23 protein-coding genes, 1 tRNA gene and 1 pseudogene are annotated in these 24,262 nt (G+C 67.6%); 10 read left to right on the forward strand and 15 right to left on the reverse strand.

Annotated features, from left to right (window positions below):
• Nucleotides 1–480 precede the first annotated feature (480 nt).
• The 8 genes from ACFQU1_RS02850 to ACFQU1_RS02885 all read left to right on the forward strand — a co-directional run bounded on the left by ACFQU1_RS02850 (nucleotide 481) and on the right by ACFQU1_RS02885 (nucleotide 8,668).
• Complete coding sequence (locus ACFQU1_RS02850) at nucleotides 481–1,575, forward strand: glycosyltransferase (RefSeq protein WP_378129013.1); 1,095 nt, start codon at nucleotides 481–483, stop codon at nucleotides 1,573–1,575.
• 1 nt (nucleotide 1,576) lies between these two features.
• A complete protein-coding gene (locus tag ACFQU1_RS02855) occupies nucleotides 1,577–2,410 on the forward strand; it encodes a nucleotidyltransferase family protein (protein WP_378129015.1) in 834 nt (277 codons plus the stop codon).
• Nucleotides 2,411–2,413: 3 nt separating this feature from the next.
• Nucleotides 2,414–3,256 (forward strand): PIG-L deacetylase family protein, encoded by an 843-nt coding sequence (locus ACFQU1_RS02860; protein ID WP_378129017.1) that lies wholly within the window; start codon nucleotides 2,414–2,416, stop codon nucleotides 3,254–3,256.
• Entirely contained in the window at nucleotides 3,247–4,305 is a 1,059-nt protein-coding gene (locus ACFQU1_RS02865) for a glycosyltransferase (RefSeq protein WP_378129019.1), read from the forward strand. The genes ACFQU1_RS02860 and ACFQU1_RS02865 overlap by 10 nt, the downstream gene beginning before the upstream one ends.
• On the forward strand, nucleotides 4,302–5,300 hold the full coding sequence (locus tag ACFQU1_RS02870; protein WP_378129021.1) for a GNAT family N-acetyltransferase: 999 nt from the start codon (nucleotides 4,302–4,304) through the stop codon (nucleotides 5,298–5,300). Before ACFQU1_RS02865 ends, ACFQU1_RS02870 begins: the two co-directional genes overlap by 4 nt.
• A complete protein-coding gene (locus ACFQU1_RS02875) occupies nucleotides 5,293–6,168 on the forward strand; it encodes a class I SAM-dependent methyltransferase (protein ID WP_378129023.1) in 876 nt (291 codons plus the stop codon). The genes ACFQU1_RS02870 and ACFQU1_RS02875 overlap by 8 nt, the downstream gene beginning before the upstream one ends.
• A gap of 10 nt (nucleotides 6,169–6,178) precedes the next feature.
• Entirely contained in the window at nucleotides 6,179–7,384 is a 1,206-nt protein-coding gene (locus ACFQU1_RS02880; RefSeq protein ID WP_378129025.1) for a phosphopentomutase, read from the forward strand.
• A gap of 186 nt (nucleotides 7,385–7,570) precedes the next feature.
• Nucleotides 7,571–8,668 (forward strand): inositol-3-phosphate synthase, encoded by a 1,098-nt coding sequence (locus tag ACFQU1_RS02885; protein WP_378129027.1) that lies wholly within the window; start codon nucleotides 7,571–7,573, stop codon nucleotides 8,666–8,668.
• Nucleotides 8,669–8,793: 125 nt separating this feature from the next.
• On the opposite strand, the gene ACFQU1_RS02890 is transcribed toward ACFQU1_RS02885, so the two are convergent.
• The 9 genes and pseudogenes from ACFQU1_RS02890 to ACFQU1_RS02930 form a co-directional block, all read right to left on the reverse strand.
• On the reverse strand, nucleotides 8,794–9,225 hold the full coding sequence (locus tag ACFQU1_RS02890; RefSeq protein ID WP_378129029.1) for a GFA family protein: 432 nt from the start codon (nucleotides 9,223–9,225) through the stop codon (nucleotides 8,794–8,796).
• Between the two features lie 97 nt (nucleotides 9,226–9,322).
• Nucleotides 9,323–10,375: a UDP-glucuronic acid decarboxylase family protein gene (locus ACFQU1_RS02895; protein WP_378129031.1), complete on the reverse strand. Its 1,053-nt coding sequence runs from the start codon at nucleotides 10,373–10,375 to the stop codon at nucleotides 9,323–9,325.
• A 51-nt stretch (nucleotides 10,376–10,426) separates the two neighbouring features.
• Entirely contained in the window at nucleotides 10,427–11,563 is a 1,137-nt protein-coding gene (locus ACFQU1_RS02900) for a glycosyltransferase (RefSeq protein ID WP_378129033.1), read from the reverse strand.
• On the reverse strand, nucleotides 11,550–12,650 hold the full coding sequence (locus ACFQU1_RS02905; RefSeq protein WP_378129035.1) for a glycosyltransferase: 1,101 nt from the start codon (nucleotides 12,648–12,650) through the stop codon (nucleotides 11,550–11,552). Before ACFQU1_RS02905 ends, ACFQU1_RS02900 begins: the two co-directional genes overlap by 14 nt.
• A gap of 221 nt (nucleotides 12,651–12,871) precedes the next feature.
• Nucleotides 12,872–13,954 (reverse strand): annotated as a pseudogene (locus ACFQU1_RS02910) (glycosyltransferase); the annotation flags it as partial.
• Nucleotides 13,951–15,072 carry a glycosyltransferase family 4 protein gene (locus ACFQU1_RS02915; RefSeq protein WP_378129037.1) on the reverse strand — a complete coding sequence of 374 codons (1,122 nt, stop codon included), beginning with the start codon at nucleotides 15,070–15,072 and terminating at the stop codon, nucleotides 13,951–13,953. The pseudogene ACFQU1_RS02910 and the gene ACFQU1_RS02915, both read right to left, overlap by 4 nt.
• Before the next feature lie 2 nt (nucleotides 15,073–15,074).
• A complete protein-coding gene (locus ACFQU1_RS02920) occupies nucleotides 15,075–16,229 on the reverse strand; it encodes an NAD-dependent epimerase/dehydratase family protein (protein WP_378129039.1) in 1,155 nt (384 codons plus the stop codon).
• Nucleotides 16,226–17,329 carry an NAD-dependent epimerase/dehydratase family protein gene (locus ACFQU1_RS02925; protein WP_378129041.1) on the reverse strand — a complete coding sequence of 368 codons (1,104 nt, stop codon included), beginning with the start codon at nucleotides 17,327–17,329 and terminating at the stop codon, nucleotides 16,226–16,228. The genes ACFQU1_RS02920 and ACFQU1_RS02925 overlap by 4 nt, the downstream gene beginning before the upstream one ends.
• 12 nt (nucleotides 17,330–17,341) lie before the next feature.
• The gene (locus tag ACFQU1_RS02930; protein WP_378129043.1) at nucleotides 17,342–17,608 is read right to left on the reverse strand and encodes a hypothetical protein; all 267 of its coding nucleotides are present in this window, start codon (nucleotides 17,606–17,608) and stop codon (nucleotides 17,342–17,344) included.
• Nucleotides 17,609–18,065: 457 nt separating this feature from the next.
• Between ACFQU1_RS02930 and ACFQU1_RS02935 the strand changes: the two genes are divergently transcribed.
• On the forward strand, nucleotides 18,066–19,019 hold the full coding sequence (locus ACFQU1_RS02935; protein WP_378129749.1) for a zinc-binding dehydrogenase: 954 nt from the start codon (nucleotides 18,066–18,068) through the stop codon (nucleotides 19,017–19,019).
• Nucleotides 19,019–20,038: a Gfo/Idh/MocA family protein gene (locus ACFQU1_RS02940; protein ID WP_378129044.1), complete on the forward strand. Its 1,020-nt coding sequence runs from the start codon at nucleotides 19,019–19,021 to the stop codon at nucleotides 20,036–20,038. The genes ACFQU1_RS02935 and ACFQU1_RS02940 overlap by 1 nt, the downstream gene beginning before the upstream one ends.
• A 241-nt stretch (nucleotides 20,039–20,279) precedes the next feature.
• Here ACFQU1_RS02940 and ACFQU1_RS02945 read toward each other — a convergent pair whose 3' ends face one another.
• From ACFQU1_RS02945 to ACFQU1_RS02970, 6 genes are all read right to left on the reverse strand, one after another.
• Nucleotides 20,280–21,209, reverse strand: a complete 930-nt coding sequence (locus tag ACFQU1_RS02945) for a beta-xylosidase (RefSeq protein ID WP_378129046.1) — start codon at nucleotides 21,207–21,209, stop codon at nucleotides 20,280–20,282.
• Nucleotides 21,206–21,961, reverse strand: coding sequence for a TIGR04290 family methyltransferase (locus tag ACFQU1_RS02950; RefSeq protein WP_378129048.1), 756 nt, complete (start codon nucleotides 21,959–21,961; stop codon nucleotides 21,206–21,208). Before ACFQU1_RS02950 ends, ACFQU1_RS02945 begins: the two co-directional genes overlap by 4 nt.
• A gap of 39 nt (nucleotides 21,962–22,000) precedes the next feature.
• Nucleotides 22,001–22,597, reverse strand: a complete 597-nt coding sequence (locus ACFQU1_RS02955; RefSeq protein WP_378129050.1) for a histidine phosphatase family protein — start codon at nucleotides 22,595–22,597, stop codon at nucleotides 22,001–22,003.
• Nucleotides 22,598–22,809: 212 nt separating this feature from the next.
• Nucleotides 22,810–23,211: a hypothetical protein gene (locus tag ACFQU1_RS02960; protein WP_378129052.1), complete on the reverse strand. Its 402-nt coding sequence runs from the start codon at nucleotides 23,209–23,211 to the stop codon at nucleotides 22,810–22,812.
• Between the two features lie 240 nt (nucleotides 23,212–23,451).
• Nucleotides 23,452–23,538, reverse strand: a tRNA-Leu gene (locus ACFQU1_RS02965).
• A gap of 145 nt (nucleotides 23,539–23,683) precedes the next feature.
• Nucleotides 23,684–24,238, reverse strand: coding sequence for a disulfide bond formation protein B (locus tag ACFQU1_RS02970; RefSeq protein WP_378129054.1), 555 nt, complete (start codon nucleotides 24,236–24,238; stop codon nucleotides 23,684–23,686).
• Nucleotides 24,239–24,262: the final 24 nt, after the last annotated feature.

Below are 24,262 nucleotides of genomic sequence, written 5' to 3' on the forward strand. Positions count from 1 at the left end.
TGCTTCGTCTCAGCGATACAACGTTTCGAGCGCGAAGGGTCGATTGGCTCCGGTGCTGGCAAGCCCCGTCTCGTCCTCGGTCTTCACGCCTTCCCCTGCCGGGAAAGAACGGCCCAACCCAAGCTTTGTTTCCGCCTGTCTGCGGGAACCATTTCGGCTGCTGTCGAGTTGCTGCTTGGTCTGGGAGTAACCGCGTGCGCGCGCTCACAAAAGCCGGCGTGAAGCGTCTGCCTCACCGCCATAAAATGCCAAAATGTCGAAAGGCCGGAAGGGCGCTTCCAGCCTCTCCTTCACATGGGGATTTGCGCCGGTGATGCGCGGCGGGTGCGATCTCGGACCACGAGAGTGGCCGCCTGCAAGGCCCGGCTTTTCGCAAGTCCCGCCCCAAGGCTCGCCCCAAGCCCTGCCCCAAGTCCCGAGCAGCCGCGGCGCGCCGCCGGCCCGCTGGGCGATCCGCGCACCCCGTGCCAGGGAGGTCGTATGAAGATCGTCATCTTCGGCCTGACCATCAGCTCGTCCTGGGGCAATGGTCATGCAACGCTCTGGCGGGGGCTCGTTGGAGCCTTGGTGCGGCGGGGCTGGGATGTCGTATTCTTCGAACGGGACGTGCCCTATTATGCCGGCGCGCGCGATCTTCATGCGATCGACGGCGGCGAACTCATCCTTTTCGACGATTGGGCTGGTGTCCGGCAGCAGGCATCACGCAGCCTGCGCGATGCGGACATTGCCATCGTCACCTCCTACTGCCCGGAGGCGGTGTCGGCAGCAGAGCTCATCGCCGAGACGCCGCGGGCGCTCAAGATCTTCTATGATCTCGACACGCCGGTCACGCTCGCCGCCTTCGCGGAAGGCGAGCCGCCCAGCTATATCGGACCGCGCGGCCTCGCCGATTTCGACCTGGTGCTGAGCTATACCGGGGGCGAGGCCCTGACGGGACTGGTCGAGCGCCTCGGCGCCCGCCGCGCCGTGCCGCTCTACGGCCATGTCGATCCGCGGGTGCATCGTCCGGCGCCGCCGCGCGCCGAGTTCGCCGGCGATCTCTCCTATCTCGGCACCTACGCCGCCGACCGGCAGGACGGCGTGCAACGCTTCCTCATCGAGCCGGCGCGACTGCGCCCGGACGCCCGCTTCATCATCGGCGGCGCGCAATATCCGGCGGAGTTTCCGTGGACGGACAATGTCTTCTTTGTCCGTCACCTGCCGCCGCAGGATCACCCCGCCTTCTTTTCCTCGTCCCGGCTGACGCTGAATGTCACCCGCCGCGCCATGGCGGACATGGGCTGGTGCCCCTCGGGGCGGCTGTTCGAGGCCGCCGCCTGTGGCGCACCGCTGATCAGCGACGTCTGGCCGGGCATCTCCGATTTCTTCACACCCGGCGACGAGATCCTGCTCGCCCGCACCTCCGAGGACGTGCTCGCGGCACTCGACCGTTCGCCGGAGGATCTTGCGCGCATCGCCGGCCGCGCCCGCGAGCGCGTGCTGACCGAACATACATCCGATCATAGGGCGGCTGAGTTCGAGCGCCTCATCGCGAGCGCGCCGCGAATTGAGCAACCCCTCACCGAGGAGGCCTGACATGTGGGGAATCATTCCAGCCGCGGGACGCGGCAGCCGCATCCAGCCGCTCGCCTTCTCGAAGGAACTGCTGCCGGTCGGCAGCCGGGTAGACCAGGGCGTCGAGCGGCCCTGCGCGGTGAGCGAATATCTCGTGGAGCGCATGATGCTCGGTGGTGCCGAGAAGATCGCCTTCGTGATCTCACCCGGTAAGTCGGACATCATGGAATATTACGGCTCCGGCCAGCGCGGCGTCGCCACCGTTTATGTCGTGCAGCCCGCGGCCGAGGGTCTGTGCGATGCGATCTTTCGGGCTGCCCCGCTCATCGCAGCCGACGAGGAGGTGCTGGTCGGCCTGCCGGACACGGTCTGGTTCCCGAAGGAGGGCTTCGCGGCGCTGCCGGACGGCGGCCTTTCCTTCCTGCTCTTTCCGGTGGACCAGCCGCAGTTCTTCGACGCCGTGGTGCTCGATGACGACGGCCGGGTGCGTGAAATCCAGGTGAAGCGTCAGGATGCCTCGTCCAACTGGATCTGGGGCGCCTTCAAGCTCTCCGGCTGGGTGCTGCACGCGCTCCACGACCTCTGGCTGGCCCGCGACAAGGCGGATGAGTTCATCGGAACGCTGGTCAACGCCTATATCGCCGCCGGCGGCGAGGCTGTCGGCATCAAGGCCGGCGAAGCCTATGTCGATGTGGGTACGTTCAACGGCTATCGCTCCGCGATCGGGCTTCTATCGGAGGCCGCCGACATGCGGCTTGGGCCTGCGCCCGGTATCGCCGCGGCTGGCCGGCGCGGCGAACCGCGATCGGCCGGGCCTCTGCCGCGGCGGCCGCTGTCCGCCACGCCGCGGGAGTAGGCCATGCATGGTCGATCCGGCATGAGCGGCGAGCCCGGCTTCCTCGCAGCCATCGCGCATATGACCCGCCAGCCCCTTGATGGGCGTCATGTGGCGATCGTCGTTGCGCATCCCGACGACGAGACGCTCGGCTGCGGCGCGCTTCTTGCCCGCCTCAAGGGCGTCCGGGTCGTCGTCGTCACCGACGGCGCGCCGCGCAATCTCGCCGACGCCGGGCGCTATGGCTTCCCGGACGCTCGTGCCTATGCGCAAGCCCGCAAGGCGGAGCTTCTCGCCGCGCTCGCCATGGCCGGCGTGCCGCCCCAGGCCGTCACGTGGCTCGGCATTCCCGACCAGGAGGCATGCCGCAACATGCCGGCGGTCACTCGGGCGCTCACCGAATTCTTTGCTGCGCACGGGATCTCGACCGTTCTGACCCATGCCTTCGAGGGCGGCCATCCCGACCACGACGCAACCGCCTTCTCAGTGCATGCGGCAGCACGCCTCCGCGACCGGGACGCGCTCGAGATCATTGAAATGCCCTTCTACCATCTCGGCAAGGGCGGCATGTCCCGGCAGGAATTCTGCGACGGCGACGAGAATTGCGTGCTCTTTCTCGATGCGGCCGAGCGTGACTGCAAGGCCCGCATGGTGGCCTGCCATGCCACCCAGCACGAGACGCTGCGCCCGTTCTCGCTGGAGTTCGAGCGCTTCCGGCAGGCCGGCGCCTATCACTTCGCATCGCTGCCGAACGGCGGGCGGGTGCTCTACGCGCAATATGACTGGGGGCTGTCGCCGCCCGACTGGCCAGGCCTGGTGCGCGAGGCCCGCGATGCGCTCGCGATGGAAGCCGCAGCATGGGCCTGACCGTTCTCAGTGTCGCCTTTCCTTTCGCGCCGGTGGGTCCGGATACGGCCGGTGGCGCCGAACAGGTGCTCGCCATGCTCGACCGGGGGCTGGTGGCGGCCGGCCATCGCTCGCTCGTTATGGCCGCCGAGGGCTCCACCGTCGCCGGCACGCTGATCGGGATGCCGACTGCCGAGGGAGAGATCGACGAGGCCGCCCGCGCGCGCATCCACGCGGCCTATGCGGCGGCGCTCGCGCGTGAAACCGCGCGCCGGCGCGTCGACATCGTGCATATGCACGGCATCGATTTTCACGCCTATCTGCCGCCGGCGGGCCCGCCGGTTCTGGCAACCTTGCATCTGCCGATCGCCTGGTATCCGCCCGAGGCGCTTCGTCCGTGGCGGCCGCGCACCTATGTCCACGGCGTGTCGGCTGCCCAGCACAGGGATGGCGGCCGGGTCTGGCCGCTGCCGCCCATCGAGAACGGCATCGATATCGACGCCTATTCCGGGCGGCATGCGAAGCGCGGCTTCGCCCTCATGCTCGCCCGCATCTGCCCGGAGAAGGGCGTACATCTCGCCCTCGACGCAGCGCGGGAAGCGGGCGTGCCGCTCATCATTGCCGGCGAGGTCTTTCCCTATGCCGAGCACCGCCGCTACTTCGAGGAGGAGGTCGCGCCGCGGCTCGATGGCCTCCGGCGCTACATCGGCCCGGTGGGCGGCGCGCGCAAGCGTCGGCTTCTCGCCGCCGCACGCTGCGTGATCGTCGCCTCAACAGTGCCGGAGACGAGCTCGCTCGTCGCGCGTGAGGCCATGGCGGCGGGCACGCCGGTGGTGGCTCTCGCGCGCGGTGCTCTCCCAGAGACCATCGCCCATGGGCGGACGGGGTTCCTCGTGGAGGATACGGCGGCGATGGCGGCCGCCATCCTGCGCACCAGTGAGATCGACCCGGCGGTCTGTCGCGCCGAGGCCCAGCGGCGCTTCTCCCATCATCAGATGATCGCGCGCTATTTCGATCTTTATCGCACCCTGGCGCGCGCAGGCGCGCCGCGGCTCGGGGATGCCGCATGATCGAGACGGCTGTCGTCGACAGTGAAGCCGATCTGCGCGCCCTCGAACCGGAGTGGTGGGATCTCTGGGGCCGGTCGGCTTCGGCGACGCCCTTCCAGTCGCCTGCCTGGGCGATGCCCTGGTGGGAAGCCTTCGCCCCCGGCCGCCTGCATGTGGTGACGCTCAGACGCCGGGGCGAGCTTGTCGGCCTCGCGCCCTTCTATGTCGATCCCGAGCGGCGCGCACTCCCCATCGGCATTGCGGCGAGCGACTATCTCGACGTGCTGATCGATCCGAAATACGCCGCGCCGGTTACGGTCGCGCTCGATGCGGAGATCGCGCGCGGGCTCGGCGCGGGCATGGCCGAATGGGAGATGCCGGATCTGCCCCCCGAGGCGCAGGCCTTTGGACTTTCCCCGGATGCCGATACGACGATCGAACCGGGCCAAGTCTGCCCCGTGCTGCCGCTGCCGGCTGGCGCGGTCGACCTCTCTTCGGTCATTCCCGCGCGCAAATGGCGGAAGCTGCGCATGGCGCGCAACCGTGCCCGGCGTCTCGGTGGCGGCAGCATCAGCTGCTGTCACGGCGCCGGTCTCGCGGAGGCCTTTGCCGCGCTCGTCGAGCTTCACGGCCTGCGCTGGGAGGAGCGCGGCGGCGGCGTGCTCGCCGACCCGCGCGTGCGTCTCTTCCACCAGCGGGCGCTGCCGGAGCTCGACCGCGCCGGCCTCCTCGAGCTTCTCGTCTGCCGGATCGGCGGCGACATCGTCGGCGTCTATTACGGGCTCAAGGACCGCAGCCGCTCCTATGCCTATATCGGCGGTTTCGATCCCGCCCAGGCTTTCGTCAGCCCGGGCACGCTGCTCATCGGCCATGCGCTCGACCGTGCCCTGAGCGAGGGCCGGCGCGAGTTCCACTTCCTGCGCGGACGGGAAGGCTACAAATACGAATGGGGTGCGGTCGACCGTCTAAGCCGGCGCCGTGTCTTCCGTCCCGCACCGGCCTATGCCGATGCCTGAGGACCTTGCCGCGACCCTCGCAGGCTGTGCCGGCGGCGCGATCCCGGCCGGCATCGCCCTCATGCGGCTCTGCCTTGCGGGCGACGAGGACACGGCCCGTGCGGCGCTTGCGCAGGCGATCGCCGCTTCCGAGGGGCCCGCGCGCGAGCGGCTCCGAAGGGTGGAGCGCCTGTGGCGCACGACGCCAGAGGCCTTCACGCTGGTGAAGAGGGTGGCGCGCACAAGCGAGGAGGAGCCGGCCGAGACCGATGACGTGGCGCGCTGGGCGAAGGCCTTCGACACGGCGGCGGCGATCTCGCCGGAGGCGAGCGTCGCGCTCTACAGTCTCGGCCGCCCCGATCTCCTCGCCGCCGCGACCGACGAGGTGGTGGGGGCACTGCGTGCCCTGGGGCTGGTGCGGCCGGAGGGCCATGTGCTCGATATCGGCTGCGGCATCGGCCGCTTCGTCGCAGCGCTTGCGCCCCATGTGGCGCAGGTCACCGGCCTCGACGTCTCGCCGCGGATGCTCGCCGAGGCGCGCCGCCGGGCGGCCCGGTTGGGCAATGCGCGGCTCGTCCAAGGGAACGGTCGTGACTTTGCCGGCCTTGCGGCGGCTGCTTTCGATCTGGCGCTCGCAGTCGACAGCTTTCCCTATGTCGTGGCGGCGGGACCTGACGTCGTCGCGGCGAATATGCGCGAGATCAAGCGCGTGCTGCGGCCGGGCGGCCGGCTCGTCATCCTCAACTACTCCTATCGCGGCGACCAAGCGGCCGATCGCGCGGAGCTGGCGGATCTCGCCGGCCGGCTCGGCTTCCGCCTCCTGCGCGCGGGTGAGCGGCGCTTCCGCCATTGGGACGGCGCGCTGTTCGATCTCGAACGGCTGCCGTAAGGAGAGGGGAATGGCGCGGATCATCCTGATCGTCATGGATTCCGTCGGCATCGGTGCCGCGCCCGACGCGGACCGCTACGGCGATGCCGGCGCCGACACCATCGGCCACATCGCCGATTACTGCGCGACCGGGCGGGGCGAGCCGCTGCGCCTGCCCAATCTGACGGCGCTCGGCCTGGGCCATGCCTGCCGGCTGGCGATGGGGCGCGTGCCGCCGGGCCTCGACATCGCCGGCGCGCCGATCGGCCGTTTCGGCGCGGCGATCGAGATCTCCAAGGGCAAGGACACGCCGTCCGGCCATTGGGAAATCGCCGGCCTGCCCGTCCCCTTCGACTGGGGCTATTTTCCGAAAAGCGAGCCGGCCTTTCCCGAGACGCTCATTGCCGATCTCTGCCGGCGCGCCGGGCTTCCCGGCGTCCTCGGCAATTGCCATGCCTCGGGCACCGAGATCATCGCCGCGCTCGGCGCCGCGCACATGCGCACGGGCAAGCCGATCTGCTATACCTCGGCCGACAGCGTCTTCCAGATCGCCGCCCATGAGGAGAGCTTCGGCCTGGAGCGCCTCTACGCGGTCTGCGCCATCGCACGAGAACTGGTTGACCCGCTCATGATCGGCCGGGTCATCGCCCGGCCGTTCATCGGCGCGCCCGGTGACTTCACGCGCACCGCGCGCCGCCGCGACTATGCCGTTCCGCCGCCGGGGCCGACACTCCTTTCGGTGGCGAGCGAGGCCGGCCGCGATGTCGTCTCCGTCGGCAAGATCGGCGACATCTTCGCCCATGCGGGCACCGGCCGGGAGGTGAAGGGAAGCGGCAATGCCGCCCTGATGCAGGCGACCATCGAGCTGCTCGACGAGGTTGCGGACGGCGGCTTCGTTTTCGTCAATCTCATCGACTTCGACACGCTCTACGGCCACCGGCGCGACACCGCCGGCTATGCGGCAGCGCTCGAGGCGTTCGACGCCGATCTTGGCCGGCTGATGATGCGGCTGCGACCCGACGATCTCCTCGTGGTCACCGCCGATCATGGCTGCGATCCGACCTGGAGCGGAACGGACCATACGCGGGAACAGGTGCCGGTTCTTGCTTTCGGGCAGGAGCTGCGGCCCGGCGTGATGGGGACGAGACGGAGCTTCGCCGATATCGGCGCTGCCTGCGCCGCTCGCCTCGGCCTCTCGCCCCAGCTCGCCGGCGAGGCGACGGGCGTTTTCGCGTGAGGCGCAAGCGAATACCCGCCCGGAAACTTCATCTGGGCAGGAACAAAGATGATGGGTCTGCGTTGTCCCGCATGGACTGTCGCGAAAGCCTGCAGCCGCAGTCGTGGCAACAGCTTTCGCACCTATAATCCATCCGAATGACTTTGGTTCACGCCAAAAGTCACGGCAAATCTGAGGAGGTCGACCTTGCCCGGAAGAAAACTGCGTGTCGGGATCGTCGGGGTCGGCAACTGTGCGTCCTCCTTGGTTCAGGGTTTGACCCACTACCGCGAGGCCTTCGGCAACGAGCCGGTGCCGGGTCTGATGCACGCCACCATCGGCGGCTACCACATCTCCGATATCGAGGTTTCAGCCGCTTTCGACGTTTCCGCCGCCAAGGTCGGCAAAGATGTCGCCGAAGCTATTCGTCAACGGCCGAATAATACCTATGAATTCGCCAAGGTCGAACCGCTCGGCGTCACCGTGCAACGCGGGGCGACGCTCGACGGCATCGGCAAATATATGACCGACGAGATCATCGAGGCCGAGGGCGAGCCGGCCGATGTCGCCCGCATCCTGCGCGAGACCCGCACCGACGTTCTCGTGTCCTATCTGCCCGTGGGTTCGCAGCTGGCTAATGAATGGTACATGGAGCGCGCGCTGGAGGCCGGCTGCGGCGTCGTGAACTGCCTGCCGGTGTTCATCGCCTCCAAGCCCGAGTGGCAGGAGCGGTTCCGGGCGCGCGGGCTTCCCATCATCGGCGACGACATCAAGAGCCAGGTGGGGGCCACCATCGTTCACCGCGTTCTCGCCAATCTCTTCCGTGAGCGGGGGGTGCGCCTCGACCGCACTTACCAGCTCAACTTCGGCGGCAATGCCGATTTCCAGAATATGTTGGAGCGTGAGCGGCTGACGTCCAAGAAAATCTCGAAGACGCAGGCCGTGACCAGCCAGCTCGACGTGCCCCTGCCGGCCGGCGACGTCCATGTCGGGCCGAGCGACTATGTGCCCTGGCTGACCGACCGCAAGATGGCTTACATCCGCCTCGAGGGCACCGCCTTCGGCGGCGTGCCGCTGAGCGCCGAAGTGAAGCTCGAAGTGTGGGATTCGCCGAATTCCGCGGGCGTCGTCATCGACGCCATCCGCTGCGTGAAGCTCGCCATGGATCGGGGGGAGGGGGGACCGCTGATCGCCCCCTCGAGCTATTTCATGAAATCGCCGCCGCAGCAGTTTACCGACGCCGAGGCCTACGAGCGTACGCGTCAGTTCATCGAGGGTCTGGACAGCGTCCGCGCTGCCGAGTGAGCACCGGCGCGACAAGGGTGCGAAAAGCCGAGTTAGGCATCGACACGATGCCGGTCTCTTCTCAACGATTCACCTGGACCCGCTCAGCGATACTCGTCCGCTATACGGCGCAGAAAATCTATACTTTAGCTTGCGTCGGGAACGCGCACGACGCTCGGCGTTGATGAGTGTTCGACGCCGTCGCCGAGTACTGCCACCCAAGAGTGCTTGCGCTGTTCATAAACCGAGAACTTAGGGGCGGGAAAGCTGGGGTCGGCGAAAGCGCCGATGGGGACGGCGACCAGGCCGGGCCAGCCTTCGTTGAAATAGGCGACGGTTGAGCCGCAATCGCTGCAGAACCGATAGCTCGCCCGGCGGCCGCTGTCCGCAACGCGTTCCCAAACCTTCGCCCGACCCAGGATGGCAACTTGCGCCTCCGGCCATCGCGCCTGGGCGGCGAACGGCCCGCCGCTCCGCTTCTGACACTCCAAGCAGTGGCAGACGGAAATGCGGACGGGCTCTCCTTCACAGATGGCCCGAAGCTGACCGCAGCGACAGGTCGCGATACGCTTCTGCATGTGACACTCCGATACGATCGCTGGCCAGAGCCGAGCTGAGCCGGATCGTCATGGGGCTGCAGAAGCGTCCGCTCGAGCGCAGTTGCGCTGCGCGCGTTCAATGCGCTGCCGCACCCGCAGTGCCGCCGACCCGGCGCTTGCGTCCGGGTGCCGTCTTCTTTTCGAGCGGCAGGCGGGCTGCCACGCGCGCCTCCTCCTCGAAATGCGCGATCGTCTTTTCCAGTCCGACCGTCAGCGGCACGCGCGGCGCCCAGTCGAGCACCTTCTGCGCCAGCGTGATGTCGGGCCGGCGCCGGCGCGGATCGTCGACCGGCAGCGGCCGGAAGGTGATGGAGGAACGCGTCCCCGTCATCTCCACGATCTGTTCGGCGAGTTCGTGCACCTTCATCTCTGCAGGATTGCCGAGATTGATGGCGCCGCGGAACTCGCCGTCATAGGTCAGGAGCCGGACGAGCCCCTCGACGAGATCGTCGACATAGCAGAAGGAGCGGGTCTGCTCGCCGCTGCCGTACATCGTGATGTCGTCGCCCGACAAGGCCTGCGTGATCACGTTGGAGACGACCCGGCCGTCGTCGGCGCGCATGCGCGGCCCATAAGTGTTGAAGATGCGCGCCACCCGCACATCGGCGCGCTTGGCGCGCAGAAAGTCGAAGGTGAGCGTCTCAGCCGCCCGCTTGCCTTCGTCATAGCAGGCGCGTGGCCCGGTCGGATTAACGTGGCCCCAATAGCTTTCCCGCTGCGGATGGACTTCTGGATCGCCATAGACCTCGCTTGTCGAAGCGAGCAGGAAGCGTGCGCCCCTGGCCTCGGCAAGCCGCAAGAGATGTCGGGTGCCGACCACGCTCGTGATCAGCGTGTGTTCTGGGTCCGCCTGGTAGTGGGGCGGCGAGGCCGCGCAGGCCAGATTGAGCACGAAAGAGATCGACCGGTTACGCAGCAAATTTGCCGGCAAAGGATCTATGACGTCGCCGTCGATCAGATCGAAGCGTGGCTCATGTTCGAGATGCCGGAGGTTCTGAAGGCGGCCGGTCTGAAAGTTGTCGATGCAGATGACGCGGAGCCCACGCGCGAGCAACGCATCGGTAAGGTGCGAGCCTATGAAGCCCGCTCCGCCTGCAATGAGGGCGATGTCCTCTTTTCTGTTGTCCATACTTATACCCTCTTTCAGGTTGTGGGCCGCCGCTTCGGCGCGTCGTGTTGGTCAGGATGCCAAGGCCCTCGCGGGCGGGCGGCTGTCCGAGAAATCCGATGATCGCGAGGCTGTGGCGCGGGCCTTGATCGCCTCGCCCAGGAAGCCTTCGAACTCGGCGGCGCGCTGTCCGGCCGTATGCGCCTTCAACACGCGCTCGCGCGCTGCTTTCGCCTGGCTCGCGCGGGCCGTCTCGCTCGTGCCGGTCAGCAGTTCGAGCACATCCTCAGGCTCATCGGCGAGGGTGATCTCGCGCCCGGGTATGAACAGCGTGTCGAGCCCGGCCCAGCGGTCGGAGACGATGGGCGTGCCGCAGGCGGCAGCCTCGAACAGGCGCACGCTCGGGCTGTAGCCCGCTCGAATCATGTCGGCGCGTGTCACGTTCAGCGTGAACCGACAGGCGTTGTAGAAATCGGGATGGGCGTCCGGCGGCACATGGTCGACGCGCGTCACATTGGCTGGCCAATCGATGTCAGCCGGATATTGCGGGCCACCGACGATGAAGGAGAGATGCGGCGCGCGCCGCGCCGGCTCGATGAGCAGCCGCTCCAGGGTCGGTTGGCGGTCGGGCGAATAGGTGCCGAGATAGCCGAGGTCGTAGCGCGGCGCGATGCCGGTCGGTGCATAGGCGCTCTCGTCGACCGAGCAATATAGAGCGCGCGCGGCCGGCGAGCCGTAGCGCGTCATCAGCTGGTCGAGCACAGGTCCGCCGGTGAAGGAGAGATTGAGGTCGTAGCCGCGGATGAGATCGGCGGTGAGATAATCGCACTTGCCTTTCGCGAGATTGGCGAGCGTCACCGGCGTGTCGATGTCGTAGAAGGCGGTGACGCCCTCCGCATGCTCCTGCACATAGGCGCCGGCGGCGATGCCCTCCGGCACGTAGGAGCCGACCATCACCGCATCCGCCCCCGCGATCCGATCGCGGTGGGCGTCGAGCCCGGCGAGGTCGTCATAGAGAACGAGCTCGCAGAAGTCCGGGTCCGGCAGATCGCGATGCGCCGCATACCAGGGCTGGTCGCGCTCCAGGAAGAGCACGCGGTGGCCGCGCGCGGCGAAGGCCTTGAGCAGGGCGCGAAACGTCGTTGCATGGCCATTGCCCCAGGAGGACGACAAGCTGAGGCCGAGGACGACGAGATCAAGCCGCGTCATGCGCTCTCTCCCGCTTGGCACCCGCCGTTTCCTTGAGGATCGCGTCGACCTCGGCGCCGCGACGTTCATAGGTGTGCTCGGCGCGGATGCGCCGGCAGGCGGCTTCGCCGATGGCGCCCGCCCGCTCCGGCGTCAGCGCTTCCAGGTGATGGGCTACGTCGAGCCCGTCGCGCGCAACGAGCACCTCCGTCTCCGGCTGGAGGAACAGCTCGATCCCCTCCCAGGCATCGGTAATCAGGCAGGCTCCGGCGCCGGCCGCCTCGAACACGCGCGTCGCCGGCGAGAAGCCGTTGCTCGCCATGCTGTCACGGGCAATGTTGAGCACCGCGAGCGGTGTGCAGTTGAAGGCGTTGTGCTCGCGCGTATAGACATGGCCGAGCGCCCGCACATTGGGCGGCATGGCGCGGGTTTCCCAGCCGTTGCCGCCGATGAGGAAGGCGCGGTTCCGAAGCCGGGCCGCCGGCATCAGGAAGAATTGCGTCACCCGCTCCTCACGGTCCGGCAGGCGATTGCCGAGGAAGGCGAGGTCCGCCTTGAAGCGCGGCTCGGGCGTGACCGGATGATGCGTCGAAGGATCGAGCGCGTTGTAGATCGGCACGCAACGCGCCGCGCCGAACTTTTCATAGGCCTCGACGACCGGCGGACCGCCGCCATAGGTCAGGACGAGATCGAGCGAGGACATCGCCCGGTGCAGCGGATGATCGGGTGACCCGGCGAGTTCGGCGAGCGTCGCCGGCGCGTCGACATCCCAGAAGATGCGGATGGCCTCCGGCCGCGAGGCGGCGACCACGCCCTCGATCAGCACGTCGTCGAAGACGCCGACGCCGCTCGCCTTCACGACAACATCGGCCTTGGCCGCCTCGGCGATGACGCGGCGCACGCCGTCCTCGGTCGCCGGGTAGACGACGACCTTCGCCCAGTCCGGCGGCTCGATATCGCGATGCTGCTGGCGATCGAAGGCATCGGGCTCGTAGAAGGTGATGCCATAGCCGCGCCGGGCGAGATCGCTGAGGAGCCCGCGATAGTAGGTGGCCGCGCCGTTCCAGTAGGAGGACAGTAAGCTCGAACCGTAAAAGGCGATATTCATTGGGCGATCTCCGCGGGACTTCCAATGCCGTGTGCGGGTTCCAACCCTCCCCTTGAGGGGGAGGGTCGACGAGCCGGAGGCTCGTCGGGGTGGGGTGATGACCTGTCACCCCCTCCCGACGCGGCTTCACCGCGTCGACCTCCCCCCTCGAGGGGGAGGTGGGGGGAGGCGTTCCGCTCGCCTTCAAGCTCCCGCTGATCCAGAGAGACGATCTTCGGGTGTGTAAGCCGTTCGAAGATCGCCATGAGCTCCTCGGCGCGATGGGCGCAGGTGTGGCGGGAACGGATGGTGGCGAGCCCCTGCGCGGCAAGGCCGGCGCGCAGATCCGGGTCGTCGCGTAGCGCCGTGAGATGACCCGCCATGTCCTCGCCGTTGCGGGCGACGAGGAAGTCGCGGCCGGGTGAGAAGAGGTTTTCGTTGTCCTCCCAGGGCGCGGAGACGAGCGGAATGCCCGAAGCGAGGGCCTCGAAGACGCGGATCGTCGGAATGCCCGGCAGGATCGAGGCATAGTAGCGCCGCGGCACATGCACGGTCGCGAGATGCTGTGCGAAGATCTCCGGCGCACGCGCATTGGCGAGCCAGCCCTTGTAGGTCGCGCCGTAGCGGGCGAGCAGCGCGAGCGCCTCCTCCGGATAGCGAACGCCGTAGATCGTGAGCGGCAGCTCCGCCGCCGCGGCGGGTGCGAAGAGAAAGTCCTCGAGCTCCGCCGTGCGCTCGCCATCGCCCCAATTGCCGATCCAGACGAGCCCCGCGCGCGCACCTTCCTCCGCCGGCGGGTGAAACAGCCTGACATCTGCCGCCTCGTGCCAGACGAAGACGCGCTCGCCCCAGCCCCAGCGGCGATAAACCTCGGCGAGGGATTCGCCGAAGGCGAGCACGCCGTCGTAGCCGTCGAGGTCGAAGGCGCGGATCGCGTCGGGATCACTGACGGCGCGGTGGTGCGTATCGTGGAAGAGGAGCGTAAAGGCTGCGCCCTGTCGCCTGAGCCGGCCGAGGGCCGCGACGAGCGCCGGGTCGTTCCACTCGTGCACGACGACGAGATCGGCGCCGTCGACCAGGGCGGCGGGATCCGCCTCGGCGCCGTAAATCTCCGACGAGAGCTCGGGATAGGCGCGCTTGAACGGGCGAAGCCCGGCTTCGCCATGGTCGCGCAGGAGATTCGTCAGGCTCCATGCCTCGTCCGGCTCGAAGACGGCAACGTCGTGGCCGAGCGCCATGAGCTCGCGCAGCACGCCGCGCAGGAAATGCGCGTTGCCGTGGTTCCAGCAGGACGTCAGGGAATGGGTGAAATAGACGATCCTCATGCAGCGGCTTCCTTCGCCCCCGTGGTGGTGATCCCGTTGATCAACGCGCCGTAGATCTCCGCCATGGCGCTCGCCATCCGGGTGATGCCGTAGCGGGTGGCGCGCGCCACGGCGGTCGCCCCGAGGGCGGCGCGTTCCTGTTCGTCGGCAGCGAGCCGGGTCAACGCCGCGGCGAAGCCCTGCGCATCGCGCGGCGGCACGAAGACGGCGGCGCCGTTCCACAGCTCGCGGAAGGTCGGGATGTCGGACAGGACGAGCGGACAGCCGGCTTGCGCCGCTTCGAGCACGGTCAGGCCAAATGGTTCGTAGAGCGCCGCCGAGACGAAGATCGGACGATTGGCGAGTTCCGCGCGCATGCCGCGGTCGTCGAGCACGCCCGCCCAGCTGAGATGGCGGAACGTCACCTGAGCGCCGTTGGGACCAGCGAGCGGCCCGGCGGTACGGATCGGCACCGCCGTCAGCGCCGCGGCGGCATCGAGGGTCGCGACATTCTTGCCCTCGTCCCAGAGCCGCCCGGCGGTAAAGGCCTGCGCTGCCGTATCCGGCGGTACGACGGCGGAAGCCTCCGCCCGGCCGTTGGAAACGGGGAGCGCTTCGATGCCATAGGCGTCCGCGAGCATCTGGGCATAGGCTCGGCTCGGCGCGACGACCGTATGCGCCGCCTTCAGGCCGCGCGCCATGAGATCGGTCCGCCAGCGGAAGTCGTAGGGCAGCGGCCCTTCCTTCACCGCAGCCCACCAGGTTGCGAGACAGGAATGGGCGGCGGCAACCACCGGCACTGCGAAGGGACCGTCGGCGAGCGCCGGCGTATTGACCTGGACGAGATCGGCTCCGCGCTGGCGAGCGATGCGCGCCAGCGCATGAGCCGCTTCGCCGACGCTGTGCGCATCCTCCGCCAGCCAGTCCAGCGGCAGGCGGGTATCGAGAATGGTGAGGCCGGGCACTTCGAGCGCAGCCACCGCCTGCGCAGGCTGCATCGCCGGTCCCATCACGGCGAGCGTCGTCGTGATGCCATGCGCATGAAGCCCGGAGGCGAGATCAAGCGCATATTGGAAGACGCCGCCGACCGCGTCGGCCGTCATCAGGAGCTTCAGCGGCGCGTCATGGCGAGGCGGCATCGTCAGGCCCCCACCATGCGCCGTGGGGCGGCGGCGATCGGCTCCGGAGCGGGCTGACTGAAGCCCGTATCAACCGCTGCGGGCCGCGACACGCGTGCAGCGAGACTGCCCGGCAGCGCCTCGGCCTTCAGCCATTGCGCGAGCCGAGCAAGGCCCGCGCGCCAGGGAACCGGTGTGGCGAGGCCGAGCGCCTCGCGCACGCGACGGGTGTCCGAGACGTAATAGCGCTGGTCGCCCGCCCGCCAGGGATGAAAGCCCGCGTCGATTTTGGCGCCGGTCAGCGCCTCGATCTCGCCGATCACCTGCAGCAGGCTCACGGCATTCGCCGGACCGCCGCCGAGATTGAAGGCGCAGCCTGTGACGCGCTCGATCTGCCGCCAAGCCTGGATATAGGCCTCGATGGCGTCGTCGATGAAGAGGATGTCGCGCACCTGCCGGCCGTCGCCATAAATCGAGATCGGCTCGCCCGCGAGGGCGCGGATAAGGAAATGCGCGACCCAGCCCTGGTCTTCCGTGCCCATCTGCCGCGGGCCGTAGATGCAGCTCATGCGCATCACGGCGGTCGGCACGCCGAAGGAGCGGGAATAGTCGAGCACATATTGGTCGGCGGCGCCCTTGGAGCAGCCGTAGGGCGTGTGGAAATCGAGCGGCCGCTCCTCCGAGATGCCGCGCGCGCGCAGGGCGTCGTCGGCCGGCAGATAGGCCTCGTCCCTGACTGCCAGGTCGATATCGGCGAGATCGCCATAGACCTTGTTGGTGCTGGCGAAGATGAGCGGGGTCCCGTCGCCGCGCCGGCGCAGTGCTTCGAGGATATTGATCGTGCCCTGCAGGTTGACGTCGAAGTCCTCGCGCGGATCGACGAGGCTCGTCGTCACCGCCACCTGCGCGGCGAAATGGAAGACGGCGGCGGCATTGCGCGCCGCCTCGGCGACGGCGCCTGCGTCGCGGATGTCGGCGACGGTCACCGTGATCCGGTCGGGGTGGCGTGCCTTCAGCCAGTCGACGTTGCGCTCCACGCCCGGTCGGGCGAGGGCGTCGAAGATATGGACGCGATGCCCGTCGGTGGCGAGGCGATCGGCGAGATTTGCCCCGATGAAGCCCGCGCCGCCCGTGACCAGCACGGGCCTTGCGGTCGGTGCCGAGCCCTGCGCGCTCATGCCACCAACCCCCGCGCTTCGAGTTCGCGCCGCGCTTCCTCGGCGCGGTCGGTCGCTTCCTGCTGGGCGACCCAGGAAGCGAGTTCGGCAAGTCCCTCGCCGAAGTCCTGCCGCGCGCGGAAGCCGAGCTCGCGCTCCGCCTTGGAGATATCGGCGAAGCAATGGCGGATATCGCCGGTGCGCGCCTTGCCTGTTACCTCCGGCGTGATCTCCTCGCGGCCCATGCTGCGGGCGAGGAGCTCGGCGACCTCGACCACCGTGCGGTGCTCGCCGCTGCCGATGTTGTAGACCTGGCCCGCCGCAGCCGGGTGTTCGAGCGCCACCGCAAAGGCTTCCGCCACGTCCGAGACATGCACGAAGTCGCGGCGTTGCCTGCCGTCCTCGAAGACGAGCGGCGGTTTGCCGTTGAGGAGGCGCGAGGCGAAAATGGCGAGAACGCCCGTATAGGGGTTCGAGAGCGCCTGTCCCGGCCCATAGACATTGAAGAGGCGGAGCGCCACGCCCTCCATGCCGTAGGCGGCGCAGACATTGAGCGTCAGCCGCTCCTGCACATATTTCGTGAGCGCATAGACCGAGGCGAGCGCCGGGCGCTTCCACTCGGGCGTCGCCATGGGCTTGAGCGGCCGTCCCTCGGCATCGACCGGATCCCAGGAACCAGGGGTGATCGCCGTGCGTTCTGCGGTTTCGAAAGGGGCGCCGTCCGCGGTCTCGTAGAGCCCCTCGCCGTAGATGCTCATGGACGAGGCGACGACGACGCGTTCGACCGGATTGTCGATGAGCTGCTGGAAGACGACGGCCGTGCCGTAGTCGTTGACCGCGACATAGCGGTCGATGGCATACATGCTCTGGCCGACGCCCACCTCGGCGGCGAGGTGCACGACACGATCGACGCCCTTGAGCGCGCGGCCGACGGCTTGCGCATCGCGGACGTCGCCTTCGATGAACTCCACGTCAGCCGGCAAACGCAGCGGCATGGTGCCCTGGTGCACCTGCTCGATCAGGCTGTCGAGAACACGCACGCGATAGCCGCGCTTCAGCAAAGAGGAAGCAACGTGGCAGCCGATGAAGCCGGCGCCACCGGTCACGAGAACGGTCGTCATGGATGCCTCGGGTTAGGATTGCTTGCGGTGAACGAGCTTGTTGAAACGGCTTTCGCCTTCGTCCTGGAAAAGTAATGCGAGTTCGTTGTCCTCGAACTTTTCAAAGAATTCCTCCCAGGAGATCTCTTCCAAGCTTTCGTCCGGCTCACCGAAGTCGATTCGCAGAATCCCCGGGTCATCTCCCTTGCCCGTCCCCTTGACGCGCGCCGGACGCCCACCCCGCGCTTCGGCCCAACTGCGAATGGCCTTGTGATCCGTTGTCGTCTTTCCTTGGGACATGAGGAGACTCCTGCTGGCCCAACCGACACATCAAGCGTGGCTACAAAGCACCTAACTTGCAGCTACGAAGAAGGTTCCGAGTTGGTAGCCAGCTACGAGGATATTCTTCAGCTTGGCCGCTGAGAGCCTAGACTTGGCTATTCTGAAGAGCTGTCGATCCTTGCAGTGCTACGGTTCCGGCGAATAGTATAAGTCGTTGCCGCAGGCCAGATTTCGGCCCTGTGGGCGCTCTGCGGCGCGAGCGCTCCCGCCCATGCGCAACGGCCAGGCTCGAGCCCGGAACAAGGACCTAAGCTCTGCGTTATGCTTCATGGCGGCGCCGCCCGGCGCTGCCGCGTCACGGCAACACTCGGGGGGAGGCTGCGTGGACAGCACGGACATCCGTTGCGATCGATCGTCATTGCAAGAAGCCGCCGAAGAAGGGGCGAGGCGCCAAGCGGGTGATAGCCCGACCGGCATGCGCGCCGCGGTCGTCACCGGCCCGGGCGTGCTCGAAATTGCGGACGTTGCACGGCCGCAGCCCGGCCCCGGCCAAGTGCGTATCAGGCTCGAGGGCTGCGGTGTCTGCGCCTCCAATCTCGTGCCCTGGGCGGGGCCGGAATGGATGAATTTCCCCACTGGCCCCGGCGACCTCGGCCACGAAGGCTGGGGCATCATCGATGCGCTGGGCGAGGGCGTCACCGGCCTCGCGCCCGGCGACCGCGTCGCGGCCATCTCCTATAAGAGCTATGCGCAATACGACATCGCCGATGCGGATGCGGTGGTGCCGCTGCCCGCGGCGCTCGATGGCAAGCCTTTTCCGGGCGAGCCCTTCGGCTGCGCCATGAACATCTTCCGCCGGGCGGAGATCGAGGCGGGCCAAACGGTCGCCATCGTCGGCGCCGGTTTTCTGGGCGCCGTCCTGACGAAGCTCGCGAGCGATGCCGGGGCGCGCGTCATTGCCGTCTCCCGGCGGCCCTTCGCGCTGGAGACCGCGCGCCGGATGGGCGCGGCGGAACTGATCCCCATGGACGACCACCAGCGGATCATTGCGCAAGTCAGTGACCTGACCGGCGGGCGCTTCTGCGATCGCGTCATCGAGGCGACCGGCAAGCAATGGCCGCTCGACCTCTCCGCAGAGCTCACGCGCGAGCGCGGCCGGCTGGTCGTCGCCGGCTACCATCAGGACGGGCCGCGGCAGGTCAATATGTGGCTGTGGAACTGGCGCGGGCTCGACGTGATCAATGCCCATGAGCGCGACCGCGCCGTTTACGTCGCGGGCATTCGCGAGGCGGTCGATGCGGTTGCCGCCGGCCGGCTCGACCCGGATGATTTCATCACCCACCGCTTTCCGCTCGCGCGGCTCGCCGAAGCGCTCGATGCGACGCGCGACCGCCCCGATAGATTCCTCAAGGCCGTGGTGATCCCGTAATGGAAGCTCTTGCGCAAAAGCCCCAGTCCTCGCTCGCTCGCCCGCGCCTCGGTTTCCTCGGCGTCGGCTGGATCGGCCGGCACCGCATGCAGGCCATGCTGGAGACCGGCGCGGTCGAGGCGGCGGCCATCGCCGAACCGCATGCGGATATGGCGGCCGAGGCCACCCGGCTCGCCCCGGAGGCCGAAGTCGTCGGATCACTGGAGGATTTGCTGCGGGCCGATCTCGACGGCGTGGTGATCGCGACGCCGAGCGCGCTCCATGCCGCGCAGAGCATCGCCGCGCTGGAGAAGGGCATCGCGGTGTTCTGCCAGAAGCCCCTTGGCCGCACGGCCGCGGAGGTAGAGGCGGTGGTCGCGGCCGCGCGCCGCGCCGACCGGCTGCTCGGGGTCGATTTCTCCTATCGCCACACCGAAGCCTTTCGGCGCATCCGCGAAAGCGTGCGCGCCGGCGAACTCGGGCAGATCTTCGGCATCGATCTCGTCTTCCACAATGCCTATGGCCCGGACAAGCCGTGGTTTTACGACCCCGCGCTGTCGGGCGGTGGCTGCCTGATGGATCTCGGCGTCCATCTCGTCGATCTCGCGCTCTGGCTGCTCGACTTCCCCGAGGTGACGGAGGCCTCCGGCCATCTCTTCGCCGGTGGCGAGCCGCTCGCCGCGAATGCCGGTCAGGTCGAGGACTATGCGGTCGCGACCCTGACGCTCGGCACGGGCACGGTCGTGCGGCTCGCCACGTCCTGGCGGCTCCATGCCGGGCGCGATGCGGTGATCACCGCAGACGTCATGGGCACGAAGGCCGGCGCCTCATTCCGCAATGTCGACGGCTCCTTCTACGATTTCACGGCGGAGCTCAACCGCGGCACGGCGCGCGAACGCCTGGTGAGCCCGCCCGATGCCTGGGGCGGCCGCGCCGCGGCGGACTGGGCGCTGCGTCTCGTGCGCGACGGGCGTTTCGACCCGGAGGCCGAGCGGATCGTCACCGTCGCCCGCGTCCTCGACCGGCTCTATGGGCGGTGAGACGATGCTTCGCCTCGGGCAAGTCGGGGAGGTCGCCTGGCGCAATCCTCGGCCGTTTCCGCAAGCAGCAGAGCTACCGCATGTAAGATCGGCACGTGATCCCTCCCTCAAGAGGAGGGTGGATCCGAGCAAAGCTCGGAGCCGGGTGGGGTCAGTCGACGCTGGCCAGGAGACCCCCTCCGCCAGCCTACGGCTGGCACCTCCCCCTCAAGGGGGGGATCGCGCCAGCGCGCCGCTTACCTTACACCCTCGCTGCTGCCGCCGTCGGCATCGCCTGGCGCGCGCCGCTGCCATAACGGCGGATCATCGTCGCGCAGAACTCGGCGAATTCCTCGGGCACCGCCGGCGGGCTCGTGTGGTGCGGGGCGAGCCCCCGATGCTCCGGCGTGAAGCAGAAGGTCACCGTCACGTCGAAATCGGCGAGCGCGTCCATCATCCGGTCAAACCAGGCATCGGCATTGGGACGGAAGGAATCCGCCCAGGAAAGGCCGGTGCGCAGATAGGTGACGCCGAGGTGCTTCATCCAGGCAACGGCGTCGTCGAGCCTCGGGTCCTCGAAATGGAACCACTGCACCAGCCCCATGTTGGGCGTGTACTGCGCGAAGTCTTCGAGTGACGGCTTCGGCCTGCCGTCGGCGCGGATCAGGCCCATGTGAAAATGGCGGTAGTAGGAGGAGCCTTCCGCCTCCTTGTGGCGCGTCGTGGCCCCCCATTCCATCGGCAGGTCGTAAAGGCTGTACCAGTGGATGCGTGGTGCCCGGCCGATGAGGAGTTCGGCCGTGCGCTTCAGCCCCCAAATCTGCACCTCCTCGGCACCGAAGGTGGAGATGCCGACCTCGCTCACCCAGATCGGCAGGTCCGTCACCGTACGGATCTCGTCGAGCTTGGCGGGCCACTCGTGGATCTGCCAGAGGTTCCAGTCGAGCGGGAAGCCGTGCACGGCCACCGCCTCCATTTCGTCGAGGACGCCGCGGCCTCTCATATTGGCGATGAAGGCCGGGTCGATCGGCGAGATTCCGCCGAGCACGCGGGGAATGGCGGGGTTCTCCGCCCGGATCGCCTGTGCCGCCTTGATGGTCATGTCGGCGAACAGCGCCCAGTCGGGATCGAGCTCCGGATCCCAGTGGGACTTGTTGTTCGGCTCGTTCCAGATCATCGCCGCTTCGATCATGCTGCACCCCGTGCTGGATAGACTGCCCCCTCGCCGGCAGGCCTTCCGGCCGCGCGACAAACATAAACTTCATCCTCCGGATGGCTGAGGATGTCGAAGCCGGATGAGCGCAGCATCGCCTCCACGCAGGCGCGGTTCGGCACCCACCAGTTCGTCGGATCCTCCGCATAACGATGCTCGATGAAATGCATCTTGGGGAAACCCGGGCTGTCGAACAGCTCCGTGTCCCAGAACCTGTGATCTTCCGCCACCTCGTCGATTTGCTCGCTGCCGCGCTGCATGGATTGGAACACCATGAGATCGCCGACCACATGTTCGCGGATGAGATCCAGCGCGAGCAGCGGATGGCGCAGGTGATAGAGCACGCCCATGAAGAGAACGAGGTCGAAGCGTTCCTTGAGCGAAGCAACATCGTAGACCGAAAGCTTCGCGAATTCGATGTCGAGGCCCGCGACCTCCGCCGCAAAGCGCGCCTGGTCGAGATAGCCGTCGTCGAAATCGACGCCGAGCACGCGTTGAGCCCCCCGCCGTTTCATCTCGAGCGAGTAGAAGCCGCCGTTGCAGCCGATGTCGAGCACGCTTTTGCCGGTGAGGTCTGCCGGGATCGCATCCGCAAAGCGTTGCCATTTGACGCGCGGATAATCACCGAGGAAGTGATCCGGCGCGGTCATTACACCGCTCAGTTCGAGATTGTGAAACCAGGGGCCGAGCGCTTGCACGCGCTCGGCAATCTCCTTGGTCGACATCTTCATCGGCTTCTCCCGAATACTGCAGTCATGATCGACGGGCTCTCACGGGACCGTCTCGTTCAGCTGGACGAGCTTTGCGCCCCAGTCGGCCATCACGAGCCGGGTGACGGAGGCGGGGCTGATCTCGAAGCGCCACCACGCATCGACGGAGAGGCCGAGCACGTGGGCAACGATGGCCTTGATGACGTCGGCATGGCTGACGAGCACGATCGTGCGCTCGCCGGCTTCGGCTGAAGCGCGTTCCATATGGGCGAGGACGCGCCGCTGCACGTCGAGCATGCTCTCGCCACCCGGCGTGCGGGCAAGGCTGCGCGTCGCGTTCCAGCGCCGGAAATCCGGGTCGTCGTTGAGAGCATCGAAGCTCTGGCCGGACCAGGCGCCGAAGTCGATCTCGTCGAGTGCCTCGACGATGATGGGCTCGGGAAGACCTGCCGCAGAGGCGATCGCGTCCGCCGTTTCACGCGTGCGCTCGCGTGGGCTCGTGTGAATGGCGTGGATCGGCTCGCGCTTCAGCCGGTCGCCGAGCGCGGCCGCCTGGGCGCGGCCGGCAGGGCCGAGATGCACGCCGGGCATGCGTCCCGCGAGGACACGGCCCACGTCATCCTGGGCGGCATGCCGCACGAGCAGAAAGACGGTCACGGCGCCCTCATTCGCGATGCCGGCAAGTCATTTCTCCCCCGCGAATGACCCGCCACATTGCGCCTGCGGGTCGGGCAGGTAAGCCCAAGCTTGCAAACGTGGCGAAGGGCACTTTGTTCCGGGGAGTGCGGCGGATGATCCGCCGTTGATGCGCAAAATGGGCTACGGGGCAGCCGAACGGCCGCCCCGATCCCTCCAGATTTGAAGGCCGGTTATTCCGCGGGGAGCGGCCTGGCGATCACCCCGATCTGCTCCCGTCGAAGGATGATCCAGCCGAACAGGGCCATGGCAGCGACGACGACGAGCGACGAGACGGCCGCGATCGGATCGCCGAGGGCATTGCCGGTGTGCACGAGCGCGACGCCGATCGTCAGGACAACGGTCCCCACGATCCAGGCCCAGACCTGCAGCACGGCGAGCCGGCTCAGGTCGATGGCCGGATGCAGATGGTAGAAGAGCCCGAACAGGAAAAGCGATACCCATCCGAGGAGATTGAGATGGGCATGCGCCGGCATCGTGGAATGATCCTGTGAGGCGGCCATGACGATGCCCCATACCATTCCAACCAGCGCCAGCACGACGGCTCCAATGAAACTCACCGATGACGCCTTCATAGCAACCTCCCTTGCAAGGCAACCTTGTGCGAAGGCCGTCCGAGCATCTGTCCTCAGGAGCCGCGGAGGCTATCCCATAAGTTTCTAGTCTAGCTTCCGAAGGAAGGACAATCCGTCTTTGTGGATGACGGGATCGCAAGAGCCTACACCAGCTGTCGTACGGCGACGCGCAGAGCCCGGCGCGCACGGTCCGTCGCCCGGGATAAGAACAGCGCTGGGAGGACAAAAGGATAGGAAGGATGGTGCGGGCGGTCGGAATCGAACCGACACTCTGTCACCAGAACCGGATTTTGAGTCCGGCGCGTCTACCAGTTCCGCCACGCCCGCATGAGCCGCCGGGCCCATCTTGAGGACGGCCCAGGTCAGCTCGCGGCGTATCTGCCATGAGGGTGAGGTCGAAGTCCAGCCCGTTGCTGAATCCGGCCTGTTGAGAAGCCTGCCGGGGCGGCGACCGGGGCCTCGGTCGCCTCCGTCAGGCGGCCGCGGCGGTTTTGGCGCGGCCCGCGCCGGACCGGGCGAGCCCGAGGCCGGCGAGAAGGCTGAGTCCGAGCGAGGCGATGACGTTCCAGCCGGCGAGCGAGAGCCCGAGGAAGCGCCACGCCGCCTCGTCGCAGCGCACGACGCGCGTCGTTTGCAGGCTCTTCAGGAAATCATTGATCCCGGCATTCGCGCCGAGCGGCCCGGTGCAGTCCGCAGGCCCCGCCCAGAAATGCCACTCGACGCCGCTGTGATAGATGCCGAGCCCCGCGCCGATGAGGAAGATGACGACGAGCGCGCCGAAGCCGACACCCCGGAGGGCGGCAAAGCTCCCCGGGCGGTCTGGCAGCAAGGCCATCGCGAGGGCGAGCGGCATGGCGACGTAATAGGGGATGCGCTGCTTCAGGCAGAGTTCGCAGGGCATGAGCCCGAGGCCATATTCGAAAAAGAAGGCGCCGCCGATCAGCGCAAGCGAAATGACCAGAACGAGCGCGGCGAGCAGACGTGGGCTCAGATTTGGGCTCAGACTTGGGCTCTTGGCAGGGGGCATCAGCAGGCTCTATCGAGGCCGTTA

This window comes from Chelatococcus sp. GCM10030263 (genome assembly GCF_042666455.1).
GTDB lineage: Bacteria > Pseudomonadota > Alphaproteobacteria > Rhizobiales > Beijerinckiaceae > Chelatococcus.

Coding starts and splice junctions, on each gene's coding strand:
- ACFQU1_RS02870 (WP_378129021.1), top strand. CDS start 4,302: ATGATCGAGACGGCTGTCGTCGACAGTGAAGCCGATCTGCGCGCCCTC.
- ACFQU1_RS02895 (WP_378129031.1), bottom strand. CDS start 10,375: ATGGACAACAGAAAAGAGGACATCGCCCTCATTGCAGGCGGAGCGGGC.
- ACFQU1_RS02875 (WP_378129023.1), top strand. CDS start 5,293: ATGCCTGAGGACCTTGCCGCGACCCTCGCAGGCTGTGCCGGCGGCGCG.
- ACFQU1_RS02900 (WP_378129033.1), bottom strand. CDS start 11,563: ATGACGCGGCTTGATCTCGTCGTCCTCGGCCTCAGCTTGTCGTCCTCC.
- ACFQU1_RS02940 (WP_378129044.1), top strand. CDS start 19,019: ATGGAAGCTCTTGCGCAAAAGCCCCAGTCCTCGCTCGCTCGCCCGCGC.
- ACFQU1_RS02950 (WP_378129048.1), bottom strand. CDS start 21,961: ATGAAGATGTCGACCAAGGAGATTGCCGAGCGCGTGCAAGCGCTCGGC.
- ACFQU1_RS02880 (WP_378129025.1), top strand. CDS start 6,179: ATGGCGCGGATCATCCTGATCGTCATGGATTCCGTCGGCATCGGTGCC.
- ACFQU1_RS02945 (WP_378129046.1), bottom strand. CDS start 21,209: ATGATCGAAGCGGCGATGATCTGGAACGAGCCGAACAACAAGTCCCAC.
- ACFQU1_RS02890 (WP_378129029.1), bottom strand. CDS start 9,225: ATGCAGAAGCGTATCGCGACCTGTCGCTGCGGTCAGCTTCGGGCCATC.
- ACFQU1_RS02960 (WP_378129052.1), bottom strand. CDS start 23,211: ATGAAGGCGTCATCGGTGAGTTTCATTGGAGCCGTCGTGCTGGCGCTG.
- ACFQU1_RS02865 (WP_378129019.1), top strand. CDS start 3,247: ATGGGCCTGACCGTTCTCAGTGTCGCCTTTCCTTTCGCGCCGGTGGGT.
- ACFQU1_RS02925 (WP_378129041.1), bottom strand. CDS start 17,329: ATGACGACCGTTCTCGTGACCGGTGGCGCCGGCTTCATCGGCTGCCAC.
- ACFQU1_RS02930 (WP_378129043.1), bottom strand. CDS start 17,608: ATGTCCCAAGGAAAGACGACAACGGATCACAAGGCCATTCGCAGTTGG.
- ACFQU1_RS02905 (WP_378129035.1), bottom strand. CDS start 12,650: ATGAATATCGCCTTTTACGGTTCGAGCTTACTGTCCTCCTACTGGAAC.
- ACFQU1_RS02860 (WP_378129017.1), top strand. CDS start 2,414: ATGCATGGTCGATCCGGCATGAGCGGCGAGCCCGGCTTCCTCGCAGCC.
- ACFQU1_RS02850 (WP_378129013.1), top strand. CDS start 481: ATGAAGATCGTCATCTTCGGCCTGACCATCAGCTCGTCCTGGGGCAAT.
- ACFQU1_RS02855 (WP_378129015.1), top strand. CDS start 1,577: ATGTGGGGAATCATTCCAGCCGCGGGACGCGGCAGCCGCATCCAGCCG.
- ACFQU1_RS02915 (WP_378129037.1), bottom strand. CDS start 15,072: ATGCCGCCTCGCCATGACGCGCCGCTGAAGCTCCTGATGACGGCCGAC.
- ACFQU1_RS02970 (WP_378129054.1), bottom strand. CDS start 24,238: ATGCCCCCTGCCAAGAGCCCAAGTCTGAGCCCAAATCTGAGCCCACGT.
- ACFQU1_RS02935 (WP_378129749.1), top strand. CDS start 18,066: ATGCGCGCCGCGGTCGTCACCGGCCCGGGCGTGCTCGAAATTGCGGAC.
- ACFQU1_RS02920 (WP_378129039.1), bottom strand. CDS start 16,229: ATGAGCGCGCAGGGCTCGGCACCGACCGCAAGGCCCGTGCTGGTCACG.